At 69.1% G+C, this 20,306-nt stretch carries 22 protein-coding genes and 1 riboswitch; of the genes, 11 read left to right on the top strand and 11 right to left on the bottom strand.

The window, feature by feature from the left end:
* Window position 1 precedes the first annotated feature (1 nt).
* Complete coding sequence (locus P5G52_RS18355) at window positions 2–106, top strand: MFS transporter small subunit (protein ID WP_435868641.1); 105 nt, start codon at window positions 2–4, stop codon at window positions 104–106.
* 118 nt (window positions 107–224) lie between these two features.
* Entirely contained in the window at window positions 225–1,241 is a 1,017-nt protein-coding gene (locus tag P5G52_RS04875) for an MBL fold metallo-hydrolase (RefSeq protein ID WP_301225177.1), read from the top strand.
* A 28-nt stretch (window positions 1,242–1,269) separates the two neighbouring features.
* Here the strand turns inward: P5G52_RS04875 and yjfF are convergent, their stop codons facing one another.
* The 4 genes from yjfF to P5G52_RS04895 all read right to left on the bottom strand — a co-directional run bounded on the left by yjfF (window position 1,270) and on the right by P5G52_RS04895 (window position 5,916).
* Window positions 1,270–2,283, bottom strand: coding sequence for a galactofuranose ABC transporter, permease protein YjfF (gene yjfF / locus P5G52_RS04880; protein ID WP_301225178.1), 1,014 nt, complete (start codon window positions 2,281–2,283; stop codon window positions 1,270–1,272).
* The gene (locus tag P5G52_RS04885) at window positions 2,283–3,314 is read right to left on the bottom strand and encodes an ABC transporter permease (RefSeq protein WP_301225179.1); all 1,032 of its coding nucleotides are present in this window, start codon (window positions 3,312–3,314) and stop codon (window positions 2,283–2,285) included. Before P5G52_RS04885 ends, yjfF begins: the two co-directional genes overlap by 1 nt.
* On the bottom strand, window positions 3,311–4,834 hold the full coding sequence (locus P5G52_RS04890; protein ID WP_301225180.1) for a sugar ABC transporter ATP-binding protein: 1,524 nt from the start codon (window positions 4,832–4,834) through the stop codon (window positions 3,311–3,313). The genes P5G52_RS04885 and P5G52_RS04890 overlap by 4 nt, the downstream gene beginning before the upstream one ends.
* Before the next feature lie 101 nt (window positions 4,835–4,935).
* Window positions 4,936–5,916, bottom strand: coding sequence for an ABC transporter substrate-binding protein (locus tag P5G52_RS04895; protein WP_301225181.1), 981 nt, complete (start codon window positions 5,914–5,916; stop codon window positions 4,936–4,938).
* A gap of 227 nt (window positions 5,917–6,143) precedes the next feature.
* On the opposite strand from P5G52_RS04895, the gene P5G52_RS04900 reads away from it, so the two are divergent.
* The gene (locus P5G52_RS04900) at window positions 6,144–7,163 is read left to right on the top strand and encodes a LacI family DNA-binding transcriptional regulator (RefSeq protein WP_301225182.1); all 1,020 of its coding nucleotides are present in this window, start codon (window positions 6,144–6,146) and stop codon (window positions 7,161–7,163) included.
* 143 nt (window positions 7,164–7,306) lie between these two features.
* On the top strand, window positions 7,307–7,780 hold the full coding sequence (locus P5G52_RS04905) for a MarR family winged helix-turn-helix transcriptional regulator (RefSeq protein ID WP_301225183.1): 474 nt from the start codon (window positions 7,307–7,309) through the stop codon (window positions 7,778–7,780).
* A gap of 4 nt (window positions 7,781–7,784) precedes the next feature.
* Here the strand turns inward: P5G52_RS04905 and P5G52_RS04910 are convergent, their stop codons facing one another.
* The gene (locus P5G52_RS04910) at window positions 7,785–8,099 is read right to left on the bottom strand and encodes a hypothetical protein (RefSeq protein ID WP_301225185.1); all 315 of its coding nucleotides are present in this window, start codon (window positions 8,097–8,099) and stop codon (window positions 7,785–7,787) included.
* Between the two features lie 175 nt (window positions 8,100–8,274).
* Here P5G52_RS04910 and malQ point away from each other — a divergent pair, with 175 nt between their 5' ends.
* The gene (gene malQ / locus P5G52_RS04915) at window positions 8,275–10,443 is read left to right on the top strand and encodes a 4-alpha-glucanotransferase (protein WP_301225187.1); all 2,169 of its coding nucleotides are present in this window, start codon (window positions 8,275–8,277) and stop codon (window positions 10,441–10,443) included.
* Window positions 10,444–10,498: 55 nt separating this feature from the next.
* Window positions 10,499–11,467 (top strand): NAD(P)/FAD-dependent oxidoreductase, encoded by a 969-nt coding sequence (locus P5G52_RS04920; RefSeq protein ID WP_301225189.1) that lies wholly within the window; start codon window positions 10,499–10,501, stop codon window positions 11,465–11,467.
* A 129-nt stretch (window positions 11,468–11,596) separates the two neighbouring features.
* On the opposite strand, the gene P5G52_RS04925 is transcribed toward P5G52_RS04920, so the two are convergent.
* The 3 genes from P5G52_RS04925 to P5G52_RS04935 all read right to left on the bottom strand — a co-directional run bounded on the left by P5G52_RS04925 (window position 11,597) and on the right by P5G52_RS04935 (window position 12,915).
* The gene (locus tag P5G52_RS04925; RefSeq protein WP_301225191.1) at window positions 11,597–12,022 is read right to left on the bottom strand and encodes a hypothetical protein; all 426 of its coding nucleotides are present in this window, start codon (window positions 12,020–12,022) and stop codon (window positions 11,597–11,599) included.
* 153 nt (window positions 12,023–12,175) lie between these two features.
* Entirely contained in the window at window positions 12,176–12,427 is a 252-nt protein-coding gene (locus P5G52_RS04930; protein ID WP_301225192.1) for a hypothetical protein, read from the bottom strand.
* A gap of 98 nt (window positions 12,428–12,525) precedes the next feature.
* Window positions 12,526–12,915: a hypothetical protein gene (locus P5G52_RS04935; RefSeq protein ID WP_301225193.1), complete on the bottom strand. Its 390-nt coding sequence runs from the start codon at window positions 12,913–12,915 to the stop codon at window positions 12,526–12,528.
* Between the two features lie 158 nt (window positions 12,916–13,073).
* Between P5G52_RS04935 and P5G52_RS04940 the strand changes: the two genes are divergently transcribed.
* Entirely contained in the window at window positions 13,074–13,880 is an 807-nt protein-coding gene (locus P5G52_RS04940; RefSeq protein WP_301225194.1) for a DNA-formamidopyrimidine glycosylase family protein, read from the top strand.
* A 16-nt stretch (window positions 13,881–13,896) separates the two neighbouring features.
* On the opposite strand, the gene P5G52_RS04945 is transcribed toward P5G52_RS04940, so the two are convergent.
* Window positions 13,897–15,135, bottom strand: coding sequence for a glycoside hydrolase family 26 protein (locus P5G52_RS04945; RefSeq protein ID WP_435868642.1), 1,239 nt, complete (start codon window positions 15,133–15,135; stop codon window positions 13,897–13,899).
* Window positions 15,136–15,151: 16 nt separating this feature from the next.
* Window positions 15,152–15,226, bottom strand: a riboswitch (cyclic di-GMP riboswitch).
* 283 nt (window positions 15,227–15,509) lie between these two features.
* Between P5G52_RS04945 and P5G52_RS04950 the strand changes: the two genes are divergently transcribed.
* Window positions 15,510–16,181, top strand: coding sequence for a peroxiredoxin-like family protein (locus P5G52_RS04950; protein WP_301225196.1), 672 nt, complete (start codon window positions 15,510–15,512; stop codon window positions 16,179–16,181).
* A 34-nt stretch (window positions 16,182–16,215) separates the two neighbouring features.
* Here P5G52_RS04950 and P5G52_RS04955 read toward each other — a convergent pair whose 3' ends face one another.
* Both P5G52_RS04955 and P5G52_RS04960 read right to left on the bottom strand, forming a co-directional pair.
* Window positions 16,216–16,704 (bottom strand): aminoacyl-tRNA deacylase, encoded by a 489-nt coding sequence (locus tag P5G52_RS04955; RefSeq protein WP_301225198.1) that lies wholly within the window; start codon window positions 16,702–16,704, stop codon window positions 16,216–16,218.
* 6 nt (window positions 16,705–16,710) lie between these two features.
* The gene (locus P5G52_RS04960; protein WP_301225200.1) at window positions 16,711–17,730 is read right to left on the bottom strand and encodes a LacI family DNA-binding transcriptional regulator; all 1,020 of its coding nucleotides are present in this window, start codon (window positions 17,728–17,730) and stop codon (window positions 16,711–16,713) included.
* A gap of 112 nt (window positions 17,731–17,842) precedes the next feature.
* Here P5G52_RS04960 and P5G52_RS04965 point away from each other — a divergent pair, with 112 nt between their 5' ends.
* From P5G52_RS04965 to P5G52_RS04975, 3 genes are all read left to right on the top strand, one after another.
* Window positions 17,843–18,577, top strand: a complete 735-nt coding sequence (locus tag P5G52_RS04965) for a sugar phosphate isomerase/epimerase family protein (RefSeq protein WP_301225202.1) — start codon at window positions 17,843–17,845, stop codon at window positions 18,575–18,577.
* Window positions 18,578–18,579: 2 nt separating this feature from the next.
* Window positions 18,580–19,704: a Gfo/Idh/MocA family protein gene (locus tag P5G52_RS04970; RefSeq protein WP_301228651.1), complete on the top strand. Its 1,125-nt coding sequence runs from the start codon at window positions 18,580–18,582 to the stop codon at window positions 19,702–19,704.
* A 134-nt stretch (window positions 19,705–19,838) separates the two neighbouring features.
* Complete coding sequence (locus P5G52_RS04975; protein ID WP_301225204.1) at window positions 19,839–20,279, top strand: pyridoxamine 5'-phosphate oxidase family protein; 441 nt, start codon at window positions 19,839–19,841, stop codon at window positions 20,277–20,279.
* Window positions 20,280–20,306 lie beyond the last annotated feature (27 nt).

Raw genomic sequence — 20,306 nt, forward strand, 5'->3', positions numbered from 1 at the left:
CATGGCCGGAGCACGCATCGCCGCCGTCTGGGCCCTCGTGGCAGTTCCCCTCGCCTACGGCGTCTTCCAGACACTCACGCGCGTCGCGGCCCTGTTCGGCGGCTGACGCATTCGCGCTGAGCGCCCGCCTCCGCACTGCGCGGGGGCGGGCGTTCTGGCGTCGGCAGGACGCCGATGCGGAGCACCGGACTGGTTGAATGGGACCAGGCCACCCGGAAGGATTCATGGACAGCACCAGCACGCGCCAGGCGGACGCCGTCGGGCGCGGTGAGCTCCCGCCCCTGGACCGGGTGCGCGACGACGTCTGGGCCCTCGCGCAACCCATGCCCGGCGGCCACCTCGCCTACTCCTTCACCTACCTGTTGCAGGGTGCTGACGGGGGCGTCCACGTCGTCGACCCGGGCTGGGACTCCGACGCGAACTGGGACCGGCTCACCGCGGCCCTCACGGAGATCGCCCCGGGGAGTTCCGGGGCCGGGGCCGTCACCGGCATCACCGGGACGCATCTGCACCCCGACCACGTGGGCATGGCGGCCCGGCTGCGGGACGCATCGGGGGCGCAGCTCGCGATGCACGGCACCGAGCGTCGCGCACTCGAAGGGCACAGCACCCGGGTGCTCGACACCGACGAGGTGATGGGGAGGCTGGAGGGGTGGGGCGTCCCGGGGGAGCGGCGGAGCGAACTCGCCCAGTACGTCGACCGGTCGCCCGAAGGACTCGCCCTGGCCGTGGACGGCGTGCTGTCCGACGGTGACGTCCTGCCCGTCCCGGGGTTCCGGCTCGAGGTTCTGGCGACACCCGGCCACACGGCCGGACATATCTGCCTCCGCGACGACGACCGCGGCCTGCTCTTCACGGGCGACCACGTGCTGCCGACGGTGTTCGCCGGCCTCGGACTCGGCGGCCCGACGGCGTCGAACCCGCTTGCCGACTACCTCGCATCGATCGACCGCGTGCGCCGCTTCCCGGACCACGAGGCCCTGCCGGGACACGGCTACCGGTTCAGGGGGCTGGCCGGGCGGGCGGAGGAGTGCGCGGAGCACCACCTGAGGCGCGCCCGGGAAGTGGCCGCAGTCCTGGCGGAGGCGGACGCGGATCCGCAATCCGTCGGGCCGAGCATCTGGGACATCGCCTCACGGCTGACCTGGACCGCCGGCTGGAAGGGGCTGGAAGGCTTCCAGCTGCTCTCGGCGCTGACCCAGACGGAGATGCACCGGGACTTCGTCCGCACCACCTGGTGAGGCCGGGCGCACGTACGTCCGAGAAGCGCTAGGCGAGCTTCACCTTCCGGGAGAAGAGCTTCTGCAGCAGGATGAAGGCGAGCAGGAGGGCGCCGATCACGATGCGCGTCCACCAGGAGCTCAGGGTCCCCTCGTAGGAGATGAACGTCTGGACGATGCCGAGGACGAGCACGCCGGCGAGGGATCCGAGGACGTAGCCGTACCCGCCGGTGAGCAGCGTGCCGCCCACCACCACGGCAGCGATCGCATCCAGTTCCATGCCGGTCGCCGCCAGGCTGTACCCGGAGAGGCTGTAGAAGGAGAAGAGGATCCCGCCGATCGCCGAGCACAGACCGCTGATCCCGTACACGAGCACCTTCGTCCGCGGGACGGCCAGTCCCATGAGGAGCGCTGAGGACTCCCCACCGCCGATGGCGTACACGGTGCGCCCGAACCGGGTCTGGTGCAGGACGTAGAAGGCGACAGCGACGACGACCAGCGCGATCACGACTCCGGGAGAGACGAACAGCTTCTCGGCCAGCGGGATGCGTGCCTGCGCCATGGCGGTGAAGAACGGGTCGGTCACGGTGATGGAGTCCACGCTGATCACGTAGCAGAGGCCGCGCGCCAGGAACAGCCCGGCGAGGGTGACGATGAACGGCTGGATTTCGAAGACCTGGATGACCAGGCCCATGAGCAGGCCGAAGGCCGTACCGGTGAGCAGTACGAGGGCTATCACGACGAAGGGGTTCCACCCGGCCTCCAGGAGCGCGGCCGCGATCATCATCGAGAGGGCGACGACGGACCCGACCGAGAGGTCGATCCCGCCGGTGAGGATGACGAAGGTCATGCCGACGGCGAGCACGATCAGGAAGGTGTTGTCGATGAGGAGGTTGAGGAAGACCTGCCCGGACAGGAAGCCCGGGTACATGCCGGCCCCGATGGCGAACATCGCGAGGAACAGCCCGACGGTCGCCAGGGTGGGTGCATAGCGGGCCTTGCCCTGGAGGCGGCCGATACGGGCGCGGCCCAGGGGGGCCGCGGTGCGGGTGAGGACGGACATCAGACAGCCACCTTCACGCCGGACTGCTGGGCAACGGGACGTTTGCGCCGTCGAAGGAGGTCCCGCGCCTTGCTGGACTGCAGGAGGCAGACGACGATGACGACCAGTGCCTTGAAGACGAGGGTGACTTCGGGTGGGATCCCCAGCGTGTAGACGGTGGTCGTGAGGGTCTGGATGATCAGGGCCCCCACGAGGGTCCCCACCAGGCTGTACCGCCCACCGGCCAGCGAGGTGCCGCCGATGACGACGGCGAGGATCGCGTCCATCTCGATGTAGAGACCCGCGTTGTTCGCATCCGCCGCGGTCACGTTCGAGCTGATCATGAGGCCTGCGATGGCGGCACACAGGCCGCTGAAGACGTAGACGGTCCAGATGATGCTGCGGGCGCTGAGCCCGGCGAGGCGGCTGGCGACCGGATTGATGCCGACCGCTTCGATGAGGGTTCCGAGCGCCGTCCGGCGGGTCAGCAGGCCGGCGACGCCGAAGGCGGCTGCCGCGATGAGGATCGAGATGGGGAGGCCGAGGAAGAAGCCTGCTCCGATCGCCTGGTAGGAGTCGTTCGAGACGGAGATGATCTGGCCGTCCGTCACCAGCTGCGCCAGGCCGCGGCCGGCGGTCATGAGGACGAGGGTGGCGATGATCGGCTGGATGCCGATCACCGAGACGAGGAATCCGTTCCACAGCCCGAGTACCAGGCCCGCGACGACGGCGATGGCCACGCCGACGGACGCCGTCCGGAGGGACGAGGGGTCGGGCGAATTGTAGATGTAGGTGCAGGAGACGGCTCCGGCGATGGCGGCCACCGCTCCCACGGACAGATCGATACCGCGGGAGGCGATGACGAGGGTCATGCCGAGGGCGATGAGGATCGTCGGGGCCCCGTTCCGGAGGATGTCGATCAGGCTGCCGTAGAGGTGGCCGTCCTGGACGCGGACGGACAGGAAATCCGAGCGGAACAGCTGGTTGAGCACGAGCAACAGCACCAGGGCGAGTACCGGCCAGGTGAGGCGGTGCTTCAGCAGGGCATTCATGCGTGCGTTCCCGCGATGATCGTCATGACGTCTTCCATGGTGACTCCGTCGTTCGGTATGTGGTCGACCATCTGCCGATCCTTGAGGATGGCGATGTGATCACTCAGGCGCAGCACTTCCTCGAGCTCGGCCGAGATGAAGATGATCGACATCCCGTCCGCCGCGAGGCTGCTGATGAGCCTCTGGATCTGGGTCTTCGCGCCGATGTCGATGCCCCGGGTGGGCTCGTCGAGGATGAGCAGCCGGGGGTTGGTGATCAGCCAGCGTGCAAGGAGCACCTTCTGCTGGTTGCCGCCGCTGAGGTTCCGGATCAGCGCGTCCTTGTTGGCGGGACGGATGTCCAGGGCCCGGATGAACTTCTCGGCCAGCTGGTCCTGGGTGGAGCGGGGAACCCTTCTCAGCCAGCCCTTGCTCGCCTGCATCGCCAGGACGAGGTTGTCCCGGACGGACAGATCGCCGATCAGTCCCTCCTCCTTCCTGTTCTCCGAGGAGAACGCGATCCCCTTGTTGATCGCTGCACGCGGACTGCGGAAGGCCTGCGCAGTGCCGTCGATGCTCAGGCGTCCCTGGTCCGCCCGGTCCGCGCCGAACAGCAGCCGGGCCGTCTCCGTGCGCCCGGAGCCGAGGAGCCCGGCGAGACCCAGGATCTCTCCTGCATGGAGGGCGACCGTCACATCCCGAACCGATCCCTTCCGCCCCAGGTCCTGGGCCTGCAGCACCGGCGCCTCGTCCTGCCGGCCCGGCTGCCGGCGGCTCTCGGCCCGTTCCAGTTCCGCGAGGGCATCCATCTCCTTGCCGATCATCTTCGAGATGAGTCCCATCCGCGGCAGTTCCCGCGTCCTGTACTCGCCCACGAGCCTGCCGTTCCGCAGGACGGTCATGCGGTCCGAGATCTCGTACACCTGCTCGAGAAAGTGCGAGACGAACAGGATGGCCACGCCCCGGTCCCGGAGCGCCCTGATCACGGTGAAGAGCTGCTGGACCTCATCGGCATCGAGGCTCGACGTCGGTTCGTCGAGGATGAGCACCTTGGCGTCGACCTGGACCGACCGGGCAATCGCGATGAGCTGCTGGATGGCGATGGAGTGCGTGGAGAGGACGGACCCGGGGTCGATGTGCCCGAGCTGCAGCTGGTCGAGGACCTCCCTCGCCTTCCTCCGGACCTCCTTCCAGTGGATGCCGCCGCGCCGCCGGGGTTCGCGCCCCAGGAGGATGTTCTCCTCGACGGACAGGTTGGGGCAGAGGTTCACTTCCTGGTACACGGTGCTGATGCGTGCGGCCTGCGCCTCGGCAGGGCTGGAGAAGCGGTGCGCCGCGCCCATCACGGTGATCGTCCCGCTGTCGATCGGGTAGACGCCGGTCAGCGCCTTGATGAGCGTCGATTTCCCGGCGCCGTTCTCTCCCATCAGGGCATGGACTTCACCCTGGAACAGGCGCAGATCCACGGCGTCCAGCGCTTTCACGCCCGGGAACTCGATGGAGATGCCGCTCATGTCCACCACGGGGACGATCTCGTTCATGTGCTGTCATTTCTCTCGCGGGATGCGGTGGGCGTGCCCACCGCATCCCGGGGATGGCGCCCGGCCGACCTGCCCGCAGGCCGGCCGATGCCGTTGCCGGCCTAGTATTCGCGGCTGGCGAGGACTTCCTTGGCCTGCTCGGGGGTGAAGGCCGACTCCTCGGTGACGACGCGGGCCGGAACTTCCTCACCGGCGACGACCTTCTCCGCCAGGTCCATGAGCTGATCGCCGAGGAGCGGGTTGCACTCCACGATGTAGTTGATCTTGCCCTCGGAGAGCGCCGTCATGCCGTCCTTGACGGCGTCGACGGTGATGATCTTGATGTCCTTGCCGGGTACCTTGCCGGCGGCCTCGATGGCTTCGATGGCGCCGAGGCCCATGTCATCGTTGTGGGCGTAGACGACGTCGATGTCGGGAGTGTTCTTGAGGAACGCCTCCATGACCTGCTTGCCGCCGCTGCGCGTGAAGTCACCGGTCTGGGACTGGACGATCTTCAGGTCCGGATCTGCGGCGATGGCCGCTTCGAAGCCTTCCTTCCGGTCGATCGCCGGAGCGGCCCCCGTGGTTCCCTGCAGTTCCACGATGTTGATCGGCCCGTCGGTCGAGGCGGAGTCCTCCACGAGCCAGTCACCGGCCTTCTTGCCCTCCTCCACGAAGTCCGACCCGAGGAAGGTCTTGTACAGCGAGGTGTCGGACGAGTCGACGGAACGGTCCGTCAGGATGACGGGGATGTCGGCGTCCTTGGCTTCCTTCAGCACGGTGTCCCAGCCCGACTCGACCACCGGCGAGAAGGCGATGACATCCACCTGCTGCTGGATGTAGGACCGGATGGCCTTGATCTGGTTCTCCTGCTTCTGCTGGGCGTCCGAGAACTTGAGCTCGACGCCCGCCTCCTTCGCCGAGTCCTGGACGGACTTCGTGTTGGCGGTGCGCCAGCCGCTCTCCGCGCCGACCTGCGCGAAGCCCATGGTGATCCCGTCATCGGAACCGCCACCGGCACCGCCACCGGCGTCGGACCCTCCGCCGCACGCCGTGAGGGCCAGGGTTGCTGCGACGACCGCCACGAGAGATTTCTTGAACACTGCTGCCTCCTGATTTCGGGACCACAGCAAGGAGCAAGTGCACCGTCGTTGCTGCGCCGGGCCTCGTGCCCTGCGAGCCATTGTGAACGCTAACAATTCGACCGTCAAGTGATCTTGGACACATTTCCGCGGGAGGTCTTGGCGGGTCCCGATCGCATTGACTGAGGCGGGATGAACGGCCCGACGTCGTGCATACTGGGACCACGTGGGGAGTAAGGCGATTCCGGATGACCGAAGTAACCACACCGCGGGGCCCGAGCCTCACGGACGTTGCGACCCTGGCAGGCGTCTCCCATCAGACCGTCTCCCGGGTCGTCAACCGACACCCCAACGTCAGCGAAGCCACGCGGAGGAAAGTCCGTGCGGCCATCTCCGAACTCGACTACCGTCCCAACGCCGCCGCGCGCTGGCTCGCTACCGGGCGCACCCATTCCATCGGTATCCTTGCCGGCGAGCTGGCGCAGTACGGACCGTCGAGCGTGCTCATGGGTATCCAGGACGCCGCGCGCGGCGCGGGGTACTTCCTGACGGTGGTGACCCTCAAGGACTACTCCGAGAGGGCGGTGAACGAAGCACTCACCGATCTCCTCAACCACGGAGTCGAGGGAGTCATCGCGATCACGCCGCACGTCTCGGCCCTCGAGGTACTCGCGGAAGTGCAGGGCAGCACCCCGATGGTGACGGTAGGCGGTGGCCACGGCCTCGGACGCGACGTCGCACTCGACCAGGAGGGCGGGGCCATCGCTGCTGTCGAGCACCTGATGGAGCTCGGGCACACCAGGATCGCCCACCTCGCCGGTCCACTGGACTGGGTGGACGCCCAGCGGCGACTGGACGGCTGGCGTTCGGCCCTCGGAAAGCACCACCTGGGTGAAGGGCCGGTGTACCAGGGGGACTGGAGCGCGCGGTCGGGATACGAGGCCGGCCGTGCCGTCGATCTCGACAACGGACCCACCGCCGTCTTCGCGAGCAATGACCAGATGGCGCTCGGGCTGGTGAAGGCCCTGCGCGAGCGCGGCTGTCGCATACCCCGGGATATCAGTGTCATCGGCTTCGACGATGTGCCGGAGGCCGAATTCTACGAGCCGTCGCTGACCACCGTGCGCCAGGAATTCCAGGACCTGGGGCGTTCCTGCATCGAGGCGCTGATCGACCGGTCCGGTGAACTGGCGGTGGAGGGCGATTCCTTCCGCCCCCGGTTGGTGGTCCGCTCGAGCACGGCTCCCGCCGCCGGCCACCGGCCCTGAGCCACTGGCCCCGGAACCGCCCCGCCGCAGTACTGCGCGGGGAGCCCACCGGGATCCGCCCGCGCGGCGCCCATCCACCGAAATTTTTCAACTTTTCCGGCGAATATGCCCCTGCCTGCCTCCGGCCTCTATACGCTTCCTCCATGGAAGCAGTGAAGGGGCCCGACGGAGGGGCATTCGATCGGGCGATCGAGGTGCTGGAGGAGCAGACGAGTGTGCTGTGGCGCCGCGAACGGACCACCTCCCACGCCCTCGCAAAGAACGTGCACCCCGACATGGAGCCGGCTGCCTACGGGATCCTGACGCTCCTTCAGCGGGAAGGATCCCTGCGGGCAACGGACATCGCCGCGAGCATCGGTGTGGGAAAGCCCTCGGTGAGCAGGCAGCTCGCAGGGCTGGAACGGCTGGGCCTGGTCATCCGACAGCTCGACCCGTACGATGCCCGCTCCCAGCGGGTCCTGCTCACTGCGCTCGGCGAGCAGCAGCTCTCCGTCGCGCAGAGCGGGCGGCGCATCGCCTTCACCGCGCTGATGCGCACGTGGAAGCCCGAGGACGTGGAGAACCTCGGTGCGCTGATCGCCCGGCTCAACACGGCCTACACGAAGGACACCTGGTAGCCGGTCAGTCCTCGCTCCACCCGGAACCCTCGCGGAACCGCCCCACCCTCCGGCCCGCTCCCGACTCCAGGGAATCCCCGGAGTCCTCGAAGAGCTCGCCGGTGTCGGCCTTGCTGTGCTGGAGGAGTTGCTCTGCTTCGGTCCGCGCAGCTTCCAGGCTGTCGGCGACGATGCGGCTGCGGGCAGGCAGGGTGTCGACGTGGACCACCCGCTCGGCGGTCTCGCTGACGGGGACGGTGAAGCCGTCGTTGGCGTCGTCGACCGGCAATTCCGCCCCGCCGCTTTCCGCAGGGACAAGGTACTCGAGGAAGTAGGCCATGATCCCACCCTGTCACCGCCGGACGGGCTCCGGCCAGCACGGGGTGTGCTCCGCGGCAGCTTGTCCGTCCGTTCACGGACTGCTACGCCGCCGGGCGGCCGGAGCGTCCCGTCAAATCGCGGGAGCTCTGCCCGTCCGGATGCGGAGCCTGCTGATCCACCCCTAGATTGGAGGCATGGCCGACACGACACAGCACGCAGAAGCATCCCCCACCATCACCTCGCCGCTCGAGCAACTCGCCGAGGCGCACCGGGTAGGGACCACCTTCAAGGGGTGGGACGGCAAGCCGGCCCGGGTCGCTCCGGAGACCCTCGTCACCGTCCTCGCGGCCCTCGGCGTCGACGCCGCATCGGACGCGGCCATCGCCCGGGCCCTGGAGGACGTGGAAGCCGGACCGTGGAGCTCGGTACTGCCCGCCGTCGTCGTGGTGCGCCAGCGCGACGTCGACCCGGTGCTGCTCCACGTGCCCGCCGGGGCCGAGGTCGAGTTCTGGGCTGTCGACGAGGACGGCATCCATTACACCGGGACGGTCGCCGAGGCCACGGAGACGCGGACCGTCGACGGGCAGGACCTCGAGCGGCGGCACGGTACGCTGCCCCACGCCCTGCCCCTCGGCTGGCACACGCTGCACGCGGTCGTCGACGGGCAGCAGTCGTCGTGCACGTTCGTGGTCACGCCGGACCGGCTGAGCACGACGGCGGCCCTGATGGACCACCGCACCTGGGGGCTCATGGCCCAGCTCTACTCGGTCCGGTCGTCGGCGTCCTGGGGCATCGGTGACCTCGCGGACCTGGGCGGGCTGGCGCAGGCCGCCGCCGCACAGGGAGGCGGGTTCGTGCTGGTGAACCCGCTGCACGCCGCCGAGCCCGTACCACCCGTGGAGCCGTCCCCGTACCTGCCGACCACGCGGCGCTACTTCCACCCCCTGTACCTGAGGATCGAGGACATCCCGGAGTACGCGCGACTCGATGACGCCGCTCGCGCCAGGATCGGCGACCTCGCCGCCCGGTTCACCGGAGCCAACACGGCCACGGATCTCCTCGACCGGGACTCGTCCTACGCCGCCAAGCTCGAAGCCCTCGAGCTCGTGTTCGCCGTCGAGCGCCCCGCACAGCGCCAGCACGACTTCGACGCCTACCGCGCCCACCAGGGCCAGGGGCTCGCCGACTTCGCGCTGTGGTCCGCGCTCGCCGAGACGCTCGCGCCCGGGGCACCGGAATGGCACGACGTCGGACGCCCCGGGTCGCCGGGCGCCCGTGAGTTCGCGGAGCGCCACGCCGCGCGGATCGAGTTCCACGAGTGGCTGCAGTGGCTCGTCGACGAGCAGCTGCAGGAGGCACAGCTCGAAGCCACCGGTGCCGGCATGTCCATCGGCGTGGTGCACGACCTCGCGGTCGGAGTGCATCCCAGTGGGGCGGATGCGTGGGCGCTGCAGGACGTGCTCGCCGCCGGCATCAGCGTCGGCGCCCCGCCGGACATGTTCAACCAGCACGGCCAGGACTGGAGCCAGCCGCCGTGGCACCCGGAGCGGCTCGCCGAGTCCGGGTATGCGGCCTTCCGCGACATGCTCCGGAACATCCTCCGCCATGCGGGCGGTATCCGGGTGGACCACATCCTCGGCCTGTTCCGGCTGTGGTGGATCCCCCAGGGCGCCCAGCCCGGGGGAGGGGCCTACGTCTACTACGACCACAAGGCGCTGATCGGCATCCTCGCCCTCGAGGCGGAGCGTGCCGGGGCGATCGTCGTCGGTGAGGACCTCGGCGTGTTCGAACCGGGGGTGCAGGAGTACCTTGCGGAGCGCGGCATCTTCGGCACCTCGATCCTCTGGTTCGAGCAGGACGAGGACGGGCCCCTGCCTCCCGAGGCCTACCGCAAGGGATGCCTGACCACCGTCACGGTGCACGACCTCCCGCCGAGTGCGGGCTACCTGGCCGGCGAGCACGTGCTGCTGCGCGAGAAGCTCGGCCTGCTCAGCCGCCCCGTCGAGGAGGAGCAGGCCGAGGACCGCGCCACCCAAGAGAAGTTCCTCGAGCTCCTGCGGCAGCGCGGCCTGCTCGAGGGCGAGGCTCCGGGCGTCCAGGAGACCGTCGAGGCGCTGCACGCCCTCATCGCGCAGACCCCGTCGGTGCTGCTGGGCGTCGCGCTCGCCGACGCCGTCGGGGAGCGCCGCACGCAGAACCAGCCGGGCACCAACGACGAGTACCCGAACTGGCGCATCCCCCTCGCCGACGCCGAGGGGAAGGCCGTCCTCGTCGAGGATCTCGCCGGGAACCAGCGCTTCGCATCGCTCATCGCAGCACTGGGAGTTCCTGCCACGGAGGGTGCCACCGGGCCCATCGCCTGACCGCAACAAGAATTTGGGGCCGCACCGGATCGTCCCGCCGTGGTCGGATGGAGGAATGGACAGCCCGGAAGACCAGACATACGACGTCGTCATCATCGGTGGCGGCCTGTCGGGGCTGAGCGCTGCGCTCGTCCTCGGGCGGGCCCAGCGCCGCGTCGTCGTGATCGATGCGGGAACGCCCCGGAACGCTCCGGCCGATGCGGCCTACGGGTTCATCACCAGGGACGGGACCCCGCCCGGGGCCCTGGTCTCGCTCGCGCGGCAGGACCTGGAGCCGTACGGAGTGCAGTTCCTCGACAGCTCTGCGGAGCACGCCGGACAGACGCCCGGCGGCTGGGCCATCAGCACGGCCGACGGGGCGACCGTGCGGGGACGCCAGTTGCTGCTGGCGACGGGCCTCCGCGACGTCCTCCCCGACCTTCCGGGTGCCCGGGAGGCATGGGGCCGCGGCCTCCTGCAGTGCCCCTACTGCCACGGCTGGGAGGTCCGGGACCAGGCTCTCGGCGTCCTGGGCTCGGCCCCGACCTCCATCCATCAGGCGCTGCTCGTCCGCCAGTGGTCCGAGGACGTGACCTTCTTCCCCCACCTCCTCGGCGCGCTGTCGGAGGACGACGAGCGACGCCTGCGCAATCGTGGTGTGCGGATCGCGGAGGGGCGGGTCGGGCACCTGGCTCTGGGTCCGGATGACGGCGGGCCGCGTCCGCTGCAGGGCGTCTGCCTCGAGGACGGTTCGCTGGTTCCCTGTTCAGCGATCTTCTGCGAGCCCGGTGCCGACGCGGGCCTGCCGTTGCTGGCCGACCTCGGCTGCGAGATGCGCGACGACGGCTGCGTGTCGACCGACGATATCGGGCGTACCTCCATCGACCGGGTCTGGGCCGTCGGCAATGCCGCAGATCCTGCCGCCCAGTTGGTGCCGGCCGCGGGGGACGCCTACCGGATGGCGGTCGCCATCAACGCCATGCTGGTCGAGGAGGACTGCGAGACCTGCAGGGAGGCCGAGGAATCGGTCAGCGAGGGCGCCTGAAACCTGCCGGTCGGACCGGGGCGCAACCTGCCGTCGGACCGGGGCGCGGACACGACGGAGGCCCCGGCTGGACCGGGGCCTCCGCTCGCCTGCGACTACCGTGCGCCTGCGACTACCTGTCGGGGTCGACTACCGGTCGAGATCGGGGCGCGTCTGCCCGTCCTGTCCTTGGAAGGGGGCGTCCTCGGTGACGAGGGGATCCCCGCCGCTCGGGCCGAGGCCGGCACTTCCCGTGTCCATGGCGGTGACGACCGGCGGAACGTCCAGGGGGAGGTCACCGCTCGCGCCCACGTCCTTGCCCGGGTTCTGGGGTGCCTTTGCGCCGTCGTCCGACGACGAGCCGCCCTTCTTCAGCTTGCCCTTCAGGGAGTCCTGCAACGCCGGGGCCTTGCTCTTGAGCGTGTCGGTGGTGGAGCTGACCCTGTCCTGCACGGTGGGGCTGTTCCACACCTTCTGGGCCCTCGTCCGCAGCTGCTCGTAGGCGCCCCGGCCTGCCCGTGTGCCGAGGACGTAGCCAACACCCATGCCCGCCCCGAAAACCAGTCTGTTCTTCATGCTGTTCTCCCTTCGGTGGATTGCCGTGCTTCCGAATCTAGACCACTGCACCAAGGGGGGGCGAGGGGCATTTTCGGTGCGCGGCGCCCAGGCTGTCCGAAAGAGAGCCGACCGGGCTGCTCGAAGCGCAGGGCACCGGGGAGAGCAGCGCGTTCAGGAGGAGCGGCGCGCCGCTTCCGTGACCTCGGGCCGGACCGGCGCCGATTCGGGCTGCTGGTCGCGGCGATCGAGTTCCTCGGTCAGTTCCTCGTGCCGGACCTCCGTCTCCATGGACAGCTCGCCGTCGTGCGTGTACTCGTAATCCAGTTCACGATGGATCTTGCTGTTGAGGACCTCGACCTCGGACAAGCCGAGCGTGGTGAGGTCCTGCGGGAAGTCTTCGGACGGCGTCAGTCTGGTGCTCATGGGGGCCTGTTCGGAGGTGCGACGGGACACGTGAATCGGGCCCGCTTCTAGACCCCCTTGCCGGGCGGGGCCCGGCAAAGGGAAATATTATCGGTCGCCTAGCGAAAACGGAAGCGGCCGCCGCTCTTCTTCGAGGTGTTGCTCGCCTGCCAGTCCGTGAGGTTGTACACCGCCACCAGGACGCCGCCCATGAGCAGCCAGAAGGCACGTGCCTTGCCCTCGCGAGCCACGCCGGTGAGCAGCGGAGCCAGGGCGTAGAGGGGCGTGCTGCCCAGGTCCACCGTGCGGTGGGTACGGAAACTGATCAGCGGCGCGATGGCGAAGGGCTGGTCGGTGACCGCGTTGACGGCACCCTGGGTGGCACCGAACATCGCGAAGAAGAGCCGTGCCTTACGGCTCATGCCGAAGAGGGACGGAAGGGTGAGCATCGACGCGGAGAAGCCGTAGTCGATGAGTCCGTGCTGCCGGGGAGTGATGGGCTTTGTCATGCCGCCAACGCTAGGAACACCGGAACCCTGCCACAACGGGCAACCGGTCCTCCGCAGCGGTTGACAAGCCCGGTGACAGCTCGCGCGGTGTCGGCGGCCCGTGTCGGCGGCGGAGGCTACCCTTTCCCCGGGATCACGGACGGAGCAGGGGAGGGATCATGCCCGAGGGGGACAGCGTCTTCCGGCTCGCGGCGAGGCTGAGGAAGTCCCTCGACGGTCGCACCCTGAAGCGCGGGGATCTCCGCGTTCCCGCGCATGCCACCACCACGCTAGACGGTATGCGCGTGACGGAGCATGTGACGCATGGGAAGCACCTGCTGACGCGGTTCGACGGCGGCCTCACCCTCCACACGCACCTGTTGATGCAGGGGTCGTGGACGGTGACGGCCGCAGGCAGGGCGCTGCCCCGCAGGCTCCTGCCCGATGCACGCGTGATCCTCGAGGTGGCGGACGGGCCGACGGCGTACGGCCTGGACCTGCCCGTCGTCGACCTGCTGCCCACCGCCGCGGAGGGGGACGTCGTGGGGTACCTCGGGCCGGACCCGCTGCGCCATGACTGGTCCGCGGACGACGCGGTCCGCAGGCTCGGCCGCGATCCCGCCGCGCGCGTCGCCGCTGCCCTCCTCGACCAGCGCAACGTCGCCGGGTTCGGCAACCTCTGGGCCAACGAGCTCTGCTTCCTCAGGGGCCTCCACCCGGACACGGTCATGGCCGACGTCGATGTTCCCGCCCTGGTGGCACTCGGGGCGCGGTGCCTGCGCTTCTCCGCCACCCGGCCCGGAGCGCACCAGGTCACCACGGGCACCCTCCGCAGGGGCGAACAGCACTGGGTCGTGGGCAGGGCCGGCAGGCCGTGCCTGCGCTGCGGGACGGCGGTGCGCGTTCGGGCCGAGGTGCCCGGCGACCCGGGCCGCCGTCGTACCTGGTGGTGTCCGCGCTGCCAGCCCTCGCGCTCCTCCGACTGACGCCGCGCTCCATCCGTCAGCGGCGTGCTGCGAGGCCCGCCCTGAACGCGTCGGCCGAGGCGGAGGTGCTGTTGATCCGCCAGTCCGCTTCCTTGTTGATGTGGAACCAGACGAGGGCGACGACGTCCTGCTGCGCGGACACATAGCGGAACAGGCTGGTGATCCACTGGGGCTTCGATCCGCCGACCTCGGAGGAAGCCGTCTCCGCGATCATGATCGGTCTGCCGGGGGCGAGCTGCCGAAGCTGCGTGATGCCCTCCCCGAACAGCACCTCGGGTTCCTGCCACGCGCTCCACGACTGGGACGTGCCCCAGTTGTAGCCGTCCAGCGCCACGACGTCGACATAGTCGCCGCCCGGGTAGAGCTGATCCAGGGGCGTCGAGCCCCAGTAGGGCACGTTCGGGTTCCAGACCCAGCTGATGTTGGTCGCGCCCGTCGATGCGACAACGTCGTGCACGTGCCGGTAGGCGGCGATATAGTCGCCCGCGCCATTGCCGTTGACACCCTCGGCCCACGGATACCAGTTCCCGTTCATCTCGTGCGCGAACCGGAGGTAGACGGGTTGGCCCCACTGGCCGAGCGCCGTGCCCCACTCACGGAGGTAGGCGTCGAAGTCTCCCGCCGCGATGCGGTCAAGGGAGTAGGCGGGCTGCTCCGTGCCGCCGCCCCACGTCCAGGGTTCCCAGGTCAGGAGCGTCTCGGCGCCCCGGGCCCGCACGGCGTCGAGCTCGGCGAGTGGTGCCGCCTGGTTGAAGTCCTTGTAGGACAGCACGATCGAGGGAGCCTCCCCGGCGAGGGCAGCGACCTCGTCCAGCTCACCGCCGGCGGCAGCTCCGCCGTTCGTGCCCACACCGAACCGGATGCTCCGGGTGCCGGAGGGCACGGGAACAGGGTCGACGACGGTGAACGGGGCACTCGCGACGGCGCTGCCGGCCGTGGCCGTGACGGTCACGGTACCCGGCGCGGTGGGCATTCCGATCGACACCTGGAACGTGCCCGTGGACGTCGTCGTCACGGCCACCTTCGCGGTGCCCGCGACGACGGTGCCCTTGGTGCGCTTCGGGAACCCGGCGCCCGTGACGGTGACAGGGGAACCGGCTTCCCCGGACGTGCTGCTCAGGGTGATCGTCGCTGCGGCCTGCGCGGGTGGGGGCGTCAGTCCGAACGTGAGGACCGCCATCGCTGCGACGAGGAGAAGGAGGCGGTAGGCGGTTCCACGGGCGGAGCCGGCGGATACGCAGGAGATTGGAAGCATGATCGGCACCTAGGAGTTCGGTAGCCCGGCTGACCGCAGGGGTCCCGTGGCTTTGCGTCTCCGGCTCGCGCCGGGTTTGCCTTTGTCGCTGGGCGGCTGCCCGAGCGGTGCGTCTCCCGCGCCGCGGGAGCCTCCTCCATTGTCCCGGGAAGCCGCCCGGGGAGGGTCTTCCGCACCTGAAATATGCCGAAGGATTCGTGCAGGTCTTCCGCAGGCCGTCCCGGCACTGCGCCGACGGCACGCAGGACCCCTCGAATCCGTGCCGGGCGGCAGGACAGGAAGGGGCGCCTTGCTGGGATTTTCGTGTGTCCTGCACCACAATGGGTCCTGCCGCGGTTTCGAGACTGCCGGGGCGAATCTGGTGAGGGGAACAGATGAATCAGGGACCGGCATTCACGAACACCATTGCCTTGCAGGTGGACGAGTTCACCCCGTCCTTCGAGGCGCAGATCGGCCCTGTGCTCGCCGAGGTCTTCGCCCGCGAACAGCAGGACCTCCGCCGCGCAGGCCTCCCGCAGGGGATCGCGCGAGTGGGTGACACGCTTCCCGACTCCTTCCTGTATGACGCGGGAGGACAGCGGCTGCGGCTGAGCGAGGTGCTCGGCGCAGCGTCCGCCATCATCGTGTTCTACCGCGGTTCCTGGTGTCCCTACTGCAGCATCGCGCTGAAGACGTACCAGCGCGAGCTCCGTCCCGTCGTCGAGGGTTTCGGGACGCGGCTCATCGCGATCAGCCCGCAGGAGCCGGATTCCGCGGTCCAGGCAGCCCGGGACGATGGGCTTCATTTCGCTCTCTATGCGGACAGGGGCAATGCCCTGGCCGCGCGCCTCGGGATCGTGACGGTGCCGAGTCCCGATGTGGTGCGGGCGCAGGCAGCCCTGGGCATCGACGTGGCAGGCCTCAACATGGACGGGACCGGCGCCATCCCGTTCCCCACGGTGGTCGTGGCGGACGCCACGGGCACCATCCGCCTCATCGACCCACGGGTGGACTACACGACGCGCACGGAGACCTGCGACATCATCGACGCCCTCGTGGCCCTGTAGCCGCCCCCTGAGGGCCGGATGCCGCCGGAGCGGGTTACTCCTCGGGGAGCTCCGACGTGATGTCACCGACGGTCGCACCGAGCGACGCCAGCAGCGGATCCGCATCCGTGAACAGCAGATAGTCCCTGGAGCCCGAGCCCATGCCGATGCGGCGTCCAGGAATCCGCTCGTCGGCGTAGACCGGAAGGACGCTGCTGCTGCCCAGTGGCGTGATGGTCCCGGACTCGTATCCCGTGATGTCGAGTGCCGCCTCCGGTTTCACGAGGGACGCCTTGTTCACGGCCAGCAGCGACCTCAGCTTCGCCCAGTCCAGTCGCCGCGTCCCAGGAATGAGCACGAAGACCGTGGTCCCGCCGCTGACCTTGGCCACCATCGTCTTGACGCCGTCGTCACCGGAGAGGCCCTGGGCGGCCGCAACGTCGTCGAACGTGCCGTCGTCCTTCCTGGGTACCAGGACGACGTCGAGCCCGCGGGCCGAGGCATCGCGTTCTGCGGGCAGGGGGCGGGGGTCGGGAGAGTCCATGGTGCCCTATGGTAGGGCGCCGGTGCTCGATCGGGCGATCAGGTCACCGGCAGGCATGCGGGCCGTCTGGACAGCGCCCGTGTCCAGCAGCCTCAGGAGCAGTTCCGCGGCCACCCGCCCCTGCAGGCCCGGATTGCGGGCCAGTGCCGTGACGGAGGGTGAGGCCAGCTCGCAGTGCAGGGAGTCGTCCCAACTCACCAGGGCGACGTCGTCCGGGCAGCGCAGGCCGATAGCGCGCATCGCCAGCAGGCCACCCATCGACATCAGGTCGTTCCCGAAGACGAGTGCGGTGATCCCCTCCCCGGCGCGGAGGAGTGCCAGGGCTGCATCGCGGCCGGAATCGAGCGAATAGTCCGCCTCGTACCGCGTCACCGACATGCCGTGCCGGCCGGCGCGGTCCTGCACGCCCTCGATCCGCGCTTCCTCGTGCAGGAAGCTGCGGGGGCCGGAGATGTGGGCGATCCGCCGATGACCGGCCCGGTGGAGATGGTCGACGATGGTGGCGGCGTCCAGCGCGTGGTCGGTCGTGGTTCCCGACCGGGGAGCGGCACCTTCCGTGGCCGGCGCTCCATGCAGCACGAAGGGAAGCCTCAGGCGCTCGAGCAGCGCCGGTCGCGGGTCGTCGTGGCGATGGTCGAACAGGATGACGCCGTCCACCTTCCGCTCTCCGGCCCACCGCTCGTAGGTGGCCCGCTCCTGTTCCGGATCCTTGCCCACCATCCGCAGCATCAGGGCCGTGTCGCCCTCGGCGAGCGCAGTCTCGATGCCGGTGAGAAGGCCCATGTAGTACGGTTCCGTGCCGATCAGGAGGGGGTCCGCGGACAGCACCATCCCCACGGCGCCTGCCCGGGACCGGGAGAGGGCGCGGGCTGAGGAGCTGGGATACCACCCGAGTTCGTCGGCGAGGTCCAGGACACGACGCCGGGTCAGCTCGCTCACTCCCGGCTGGCCGTTGAGCGCATAGGAGACGGAGGCCTTCGAGATGCCCAGGCGCTGCGCGAGACCGGCGATGGTTTCCTTGGCCATGGATTACACAATAGCCCCGCGTTTCCTTGACCGGCCCGGGACTATCGCCTAGGTTCGACCCATTACCTGAACCGGTTCAGTAACCCCGATTTCTCAGCGAGGAGAATAATCCGTGACGTACTCACTGCAGCTCTACACCCTGCGGACAGCGATAGGCGAGGATCTTCCCGGCACCATCAAGCGCGTCGCCGAACTGGGTTACACCGCTGTCGAGCCCTACAACTTCGTCGCCACCGCGGATGAACTGGCCGAAGCGCTGTCGGCCAACGGACTGACCGCGCCGTCCGGCCACGCGCCGCTCCTCCGTGCCGACCAGGACGAGATCTTCGCGGCAGCACGCACGCTGGGCATCGGCACCGTGATCGACCCCCACGTGGAGCGGTCCCACTGGACGTCGGAGGCCGATATCAAGGCCACGGCCGAGGCGCTCAACGCGGCGGCGAAGAAGGGTGCCGGGTACGGCATCACCGTCGGTTACCACAACCACGAGTTCGAACTGGAAGAGCGCATCGACGGGGTCTCCGGACTCGAGGTCCTCGCCGGCCACCTCGACCCGGAGGTGGTCCTCGAGGTGGACACCTACTGGGCGGCCGTGGGCGGCGAGGACCCCGTGGAACTGCTCCGCCGCCTCGGTGACCGCGTGCGCTTCGTCCACATCAAGGACGGTCCGCTCACGAAGAACGACAAGGAGCAGGTGGCCGTCGGTTCCGGACGGATGCGCGTGTGGGACGTGCTGGGCGCCGCTCCTGGGCTCGAGGCCGCCGTCGTGGAACTCGACGACTTCGACGGCGACATCTTCACCGCCGTCGCGGACAGCCTGGCGTACCTGAACGAGGGAAAGAAGTGAGCATCCAGAACGCGGGGATCCGCCGCACAGGCCCGGTCGGCGTCGCCGTCATCGGCGCCGGGGTCATCAGCAAGGAATACCTGACCAACCTCACGAGCTTCCCCGACGTGACGGTGCACATCGTCGCCGACATGTTCGAGGAGGTCGCTGCCGCGCGGGCCGCCGAGTTCGGCATCCCGGCATCTGGGGGAGTGCAGGACGCCCTGGACCATCCTGACGTGGAAATCGTGGTGAACCTGACCATTCCCGCCGCGCACGTGGAGGTCGCGACCGCCGCTGTGGGTGCCGGCAAGCACGTGTGGAGCGAGAAGCCCTTCTCGCTGGACCGGGAGAGCGGCCTCGGCCTCCTGAAGACCGCCGACGCCGCAGGGGTCCGGCTCGGGTGCGCTCCGGACACCTTCCTCGGTGCGGGCCTGCAGACCGCCCTGCGCCTGGTGGTGCGGGGAGACATCGGTGTCCCCCTCACCGCGCTGACGCTGATGCAGTCGCCAGGACCGGAGTCCTGGCACCCGAACCCCGCGTTCCTCTTCCAGGAGGGCGCAGGGCCGCTGTTCGACATGGGTCCCTACTACCTGACGGCCCTCGTCCAGACCTTCGGAGCCATCACGAAGGTAGCCGGCATCGGCTCGAAGTCCAGGGAGCAGCGCACCATCGGATCGGGTCCGAAGGCCGGCGAGGTCTTCGACGTCACCGTCCCGTCCCATGTCAGCGCGATCGCCCAGTTCGCCGACGGCGGGTCTTCCCAAAGCATCTTCAGCTTCGATTCGCCGCTCAAGCGTGCAGGTTTCATCGAGGTCACCGGAACCGAGGGGACGCTCGCCTTCCCCGACCCGAACACCTTCACGGGCGACCTGCTGCTCACCCGCCCCGGAGCGGATGAACCCCAGGTCGTCGCGGCAGTCGGGGCGACGTCGACCCGCGGCAGCGGTGTCCTCGAGATGGCGCGCGCCCTCCGCGAGGGCCGTCCGCACCGCGCGCAGGGCGAGATGGCGTACCACGTGCTCGATGCCATGGTCTCGATCTCCGAAAGTATCGCGACGGGCGAGTTCGTCCCGCTGCTGAGCGCGGCAACCGCGGCCGAGCCGCTGCCCGAGGACTGGGATCCCTATGTGTCGACCCTCGCCTGACGCCGGAGGCACGGAGACCGGCAGCCGCTGACGTCCGCACGGGCCCTGGACAGAAGTCGGCAGCCGGACTCCCGTCCAGGGCCTTGCTCCCCTAGGGTGGAGGAGTCCGGATTCATCGATGAAGGGACCGCGCAATGACCACCGATTACGACGTTTGGGACATGCCGGGAGCAGGGCATTCCCATGAGGCCATCGAGCCGGAGGAATGCTGGGCCCTTCTCAGCACCGGCCTCACGGGCCGCATCGGGTTCCTCAGGGATGGGCGCGTCTTCATCTTCCCCGTGAACTACGTGGTCCACGACCGCGGAGTCTACTTCCGCACCTCATCCACGGGTGACCTGGGCCGCACGTCCCTCGACCGGGTTGCCTTCCAGGTCGATCACGTGGCTGCCGAGCAGATGTCCGGCTGGTCCGTCCTGGTGCAGGGATCGACCGCCGTCGTGACGGACGAGGCACTTCTGTCGGCGGTATGGGGTCGCATGGTCAGTGAACCATGGGCAGGCGGGGATCGCCGGCAGCTCGTGCAGGTAGTGCCCACGTCGGTTTCCGGGCGCCGTGTCGGCACGGCCCGGTAACACGGCCTGATACCGCTGCTGATACCA

The organism is Arthrobacter burdickii (genome assembly GCF_030433645.1).
GTDB lineage: Bacteria > Actinomycetota > Actinomycetes > Actinomycetales > Micrococcaceae > Arthrobacter_D > Arthrobacter_D burdickii.

Bases quoted from the DNA above. Each gene is read 5' to 3' on its own strand.
- P5G52_RS18355 (WP_435868641.1), top strand. From the start codon at position 2: ATGGCCGGAGCACGCATCGCCGCCGTCTGGGCCCTCGTGGCAGTTCCC.
- P5G52_RS04875 (WP_301225177.1), top strand. From the start codon at position 225: ATGGACAGCACCAGCACGCGCCAGGCGGACGCCGTCGGGCGCGGTGAG.
- yjfF (WP_301225178.1), bottom strand. From the start codon at position 2,283: ATGTCCGTCCTCACCCGCACCGCGGCCCCCCTGGGCCGCGCCCGTATC.
- P5G52_RS04885 (WP_301225179.1), bottom strand. From the start codon at position 3,314: ATGAATGCCCTGCTGAAGCACCGCCTCACCTGGCCGGTACTCGCCCTG.
- P5G52_RS04890 (WP_301225180.1), bottom strand. From the start codon at position 4,834: ATGAACGAGATCGTCCCCGTGGTGGACATGAGCGGCATCTCCATCGAG.
- P5G52_RS04900 (WP_301225182.1), top strand. From the start codon at position 6,144: ATGACCGAAGTAACCACACCGCGGGGCCCGAGCCTCACGGACGTTGCG.
- P5G52_RS04905 (WP_301225183.1), top strand. From the start codon at position 7,307: ATGGAAGCAGTGAAGGGGCCCGACGGAGGGGCATTCGATCGGGCGATC.
- P5G52_RS04910 (WP_301225185.1), bottom strand. From the start codon at position 8,099: ATGGCCTACTTCCTCGAGTACCTTGTCCCTGCGGAAAGCGGCGGGGCG.
- malQ (WP_301225187.1), top strand. From the start codon at position 8,275: ATGGCCGACACGACACAGCACGCAGAAGCATCCCCCACCATCACCTCG.
- P5G52_RS04920 (WP_301225189.1), top strand. From the start codon at position 10,499: ATGGACAGCCCGGAAGACCAGACATACGACGTCGTCATCATCGGTGGC.
- P5G52_RS04925 (WP_301225191.1), bottom strand. From the start codon at position 12,022: ATGAAGAACAGACTGGTTTTCGGGGCGGGCATGGGTGTTGGCTACGTC.
- P5G52_RS04930 (WP_301225192.1), bottom strand. From the start codon at position 12,427: ATGAGCACCAGACTGACGCCGTCCGAAGACTTCCCGCAGGACCTCACC.
- P5G52_RS04935 (WP_301225193.1), bottom strand. From the start codon at position 12,915: ATGACAAAGCCCATCACTCCCCGGCAGCACGGACTCATCGACTACGGC.
- P5G52_RS04940 (WP_301225194.1), top strand. From the start codon at position 13,074: ATGCCCGAGGGGGACAGCGTCTTCCGGCTCGCGGCGAGGCTGAGGAAG.
- P5G52_RS04945 (WP_435868642.1), bottom strand. From the start codon at position 15,135: ATGCTTCCAATCTCCTGCGTATCCGCCGGCTCCGCCCGTGGAACCGCC.
- P5G52_RS04950 (WP_301225196.1), top strand. From the start codon at position 15,510: ATGAATCAGGGACCGGCATTCACGAACACCATTGCCTTGCAGGTGGAC.
- P5G52_RS04955 (WP_301225198.1), bottom strand. From the start codon at position 16,704: ATGGACTCTCCCGACCCCCGCCCCCTGCCCGCAGAACGCGATGCCTCG.
- P5G52_RS04960 (WP_301225200.1), bottom strand. From the start codon at position 17,730: ATGGCCAAGGAAACCATCGCCGGTCTCGCGCAGCGCCTGGGCATCTCG.
- P5G52_RS04975 (WP_301225204.1), top strand. From the start codon at position 19,839: ATGACCACCGATTACGACGTTTGGGACATGCCGGGAGCAGGGCATTCC.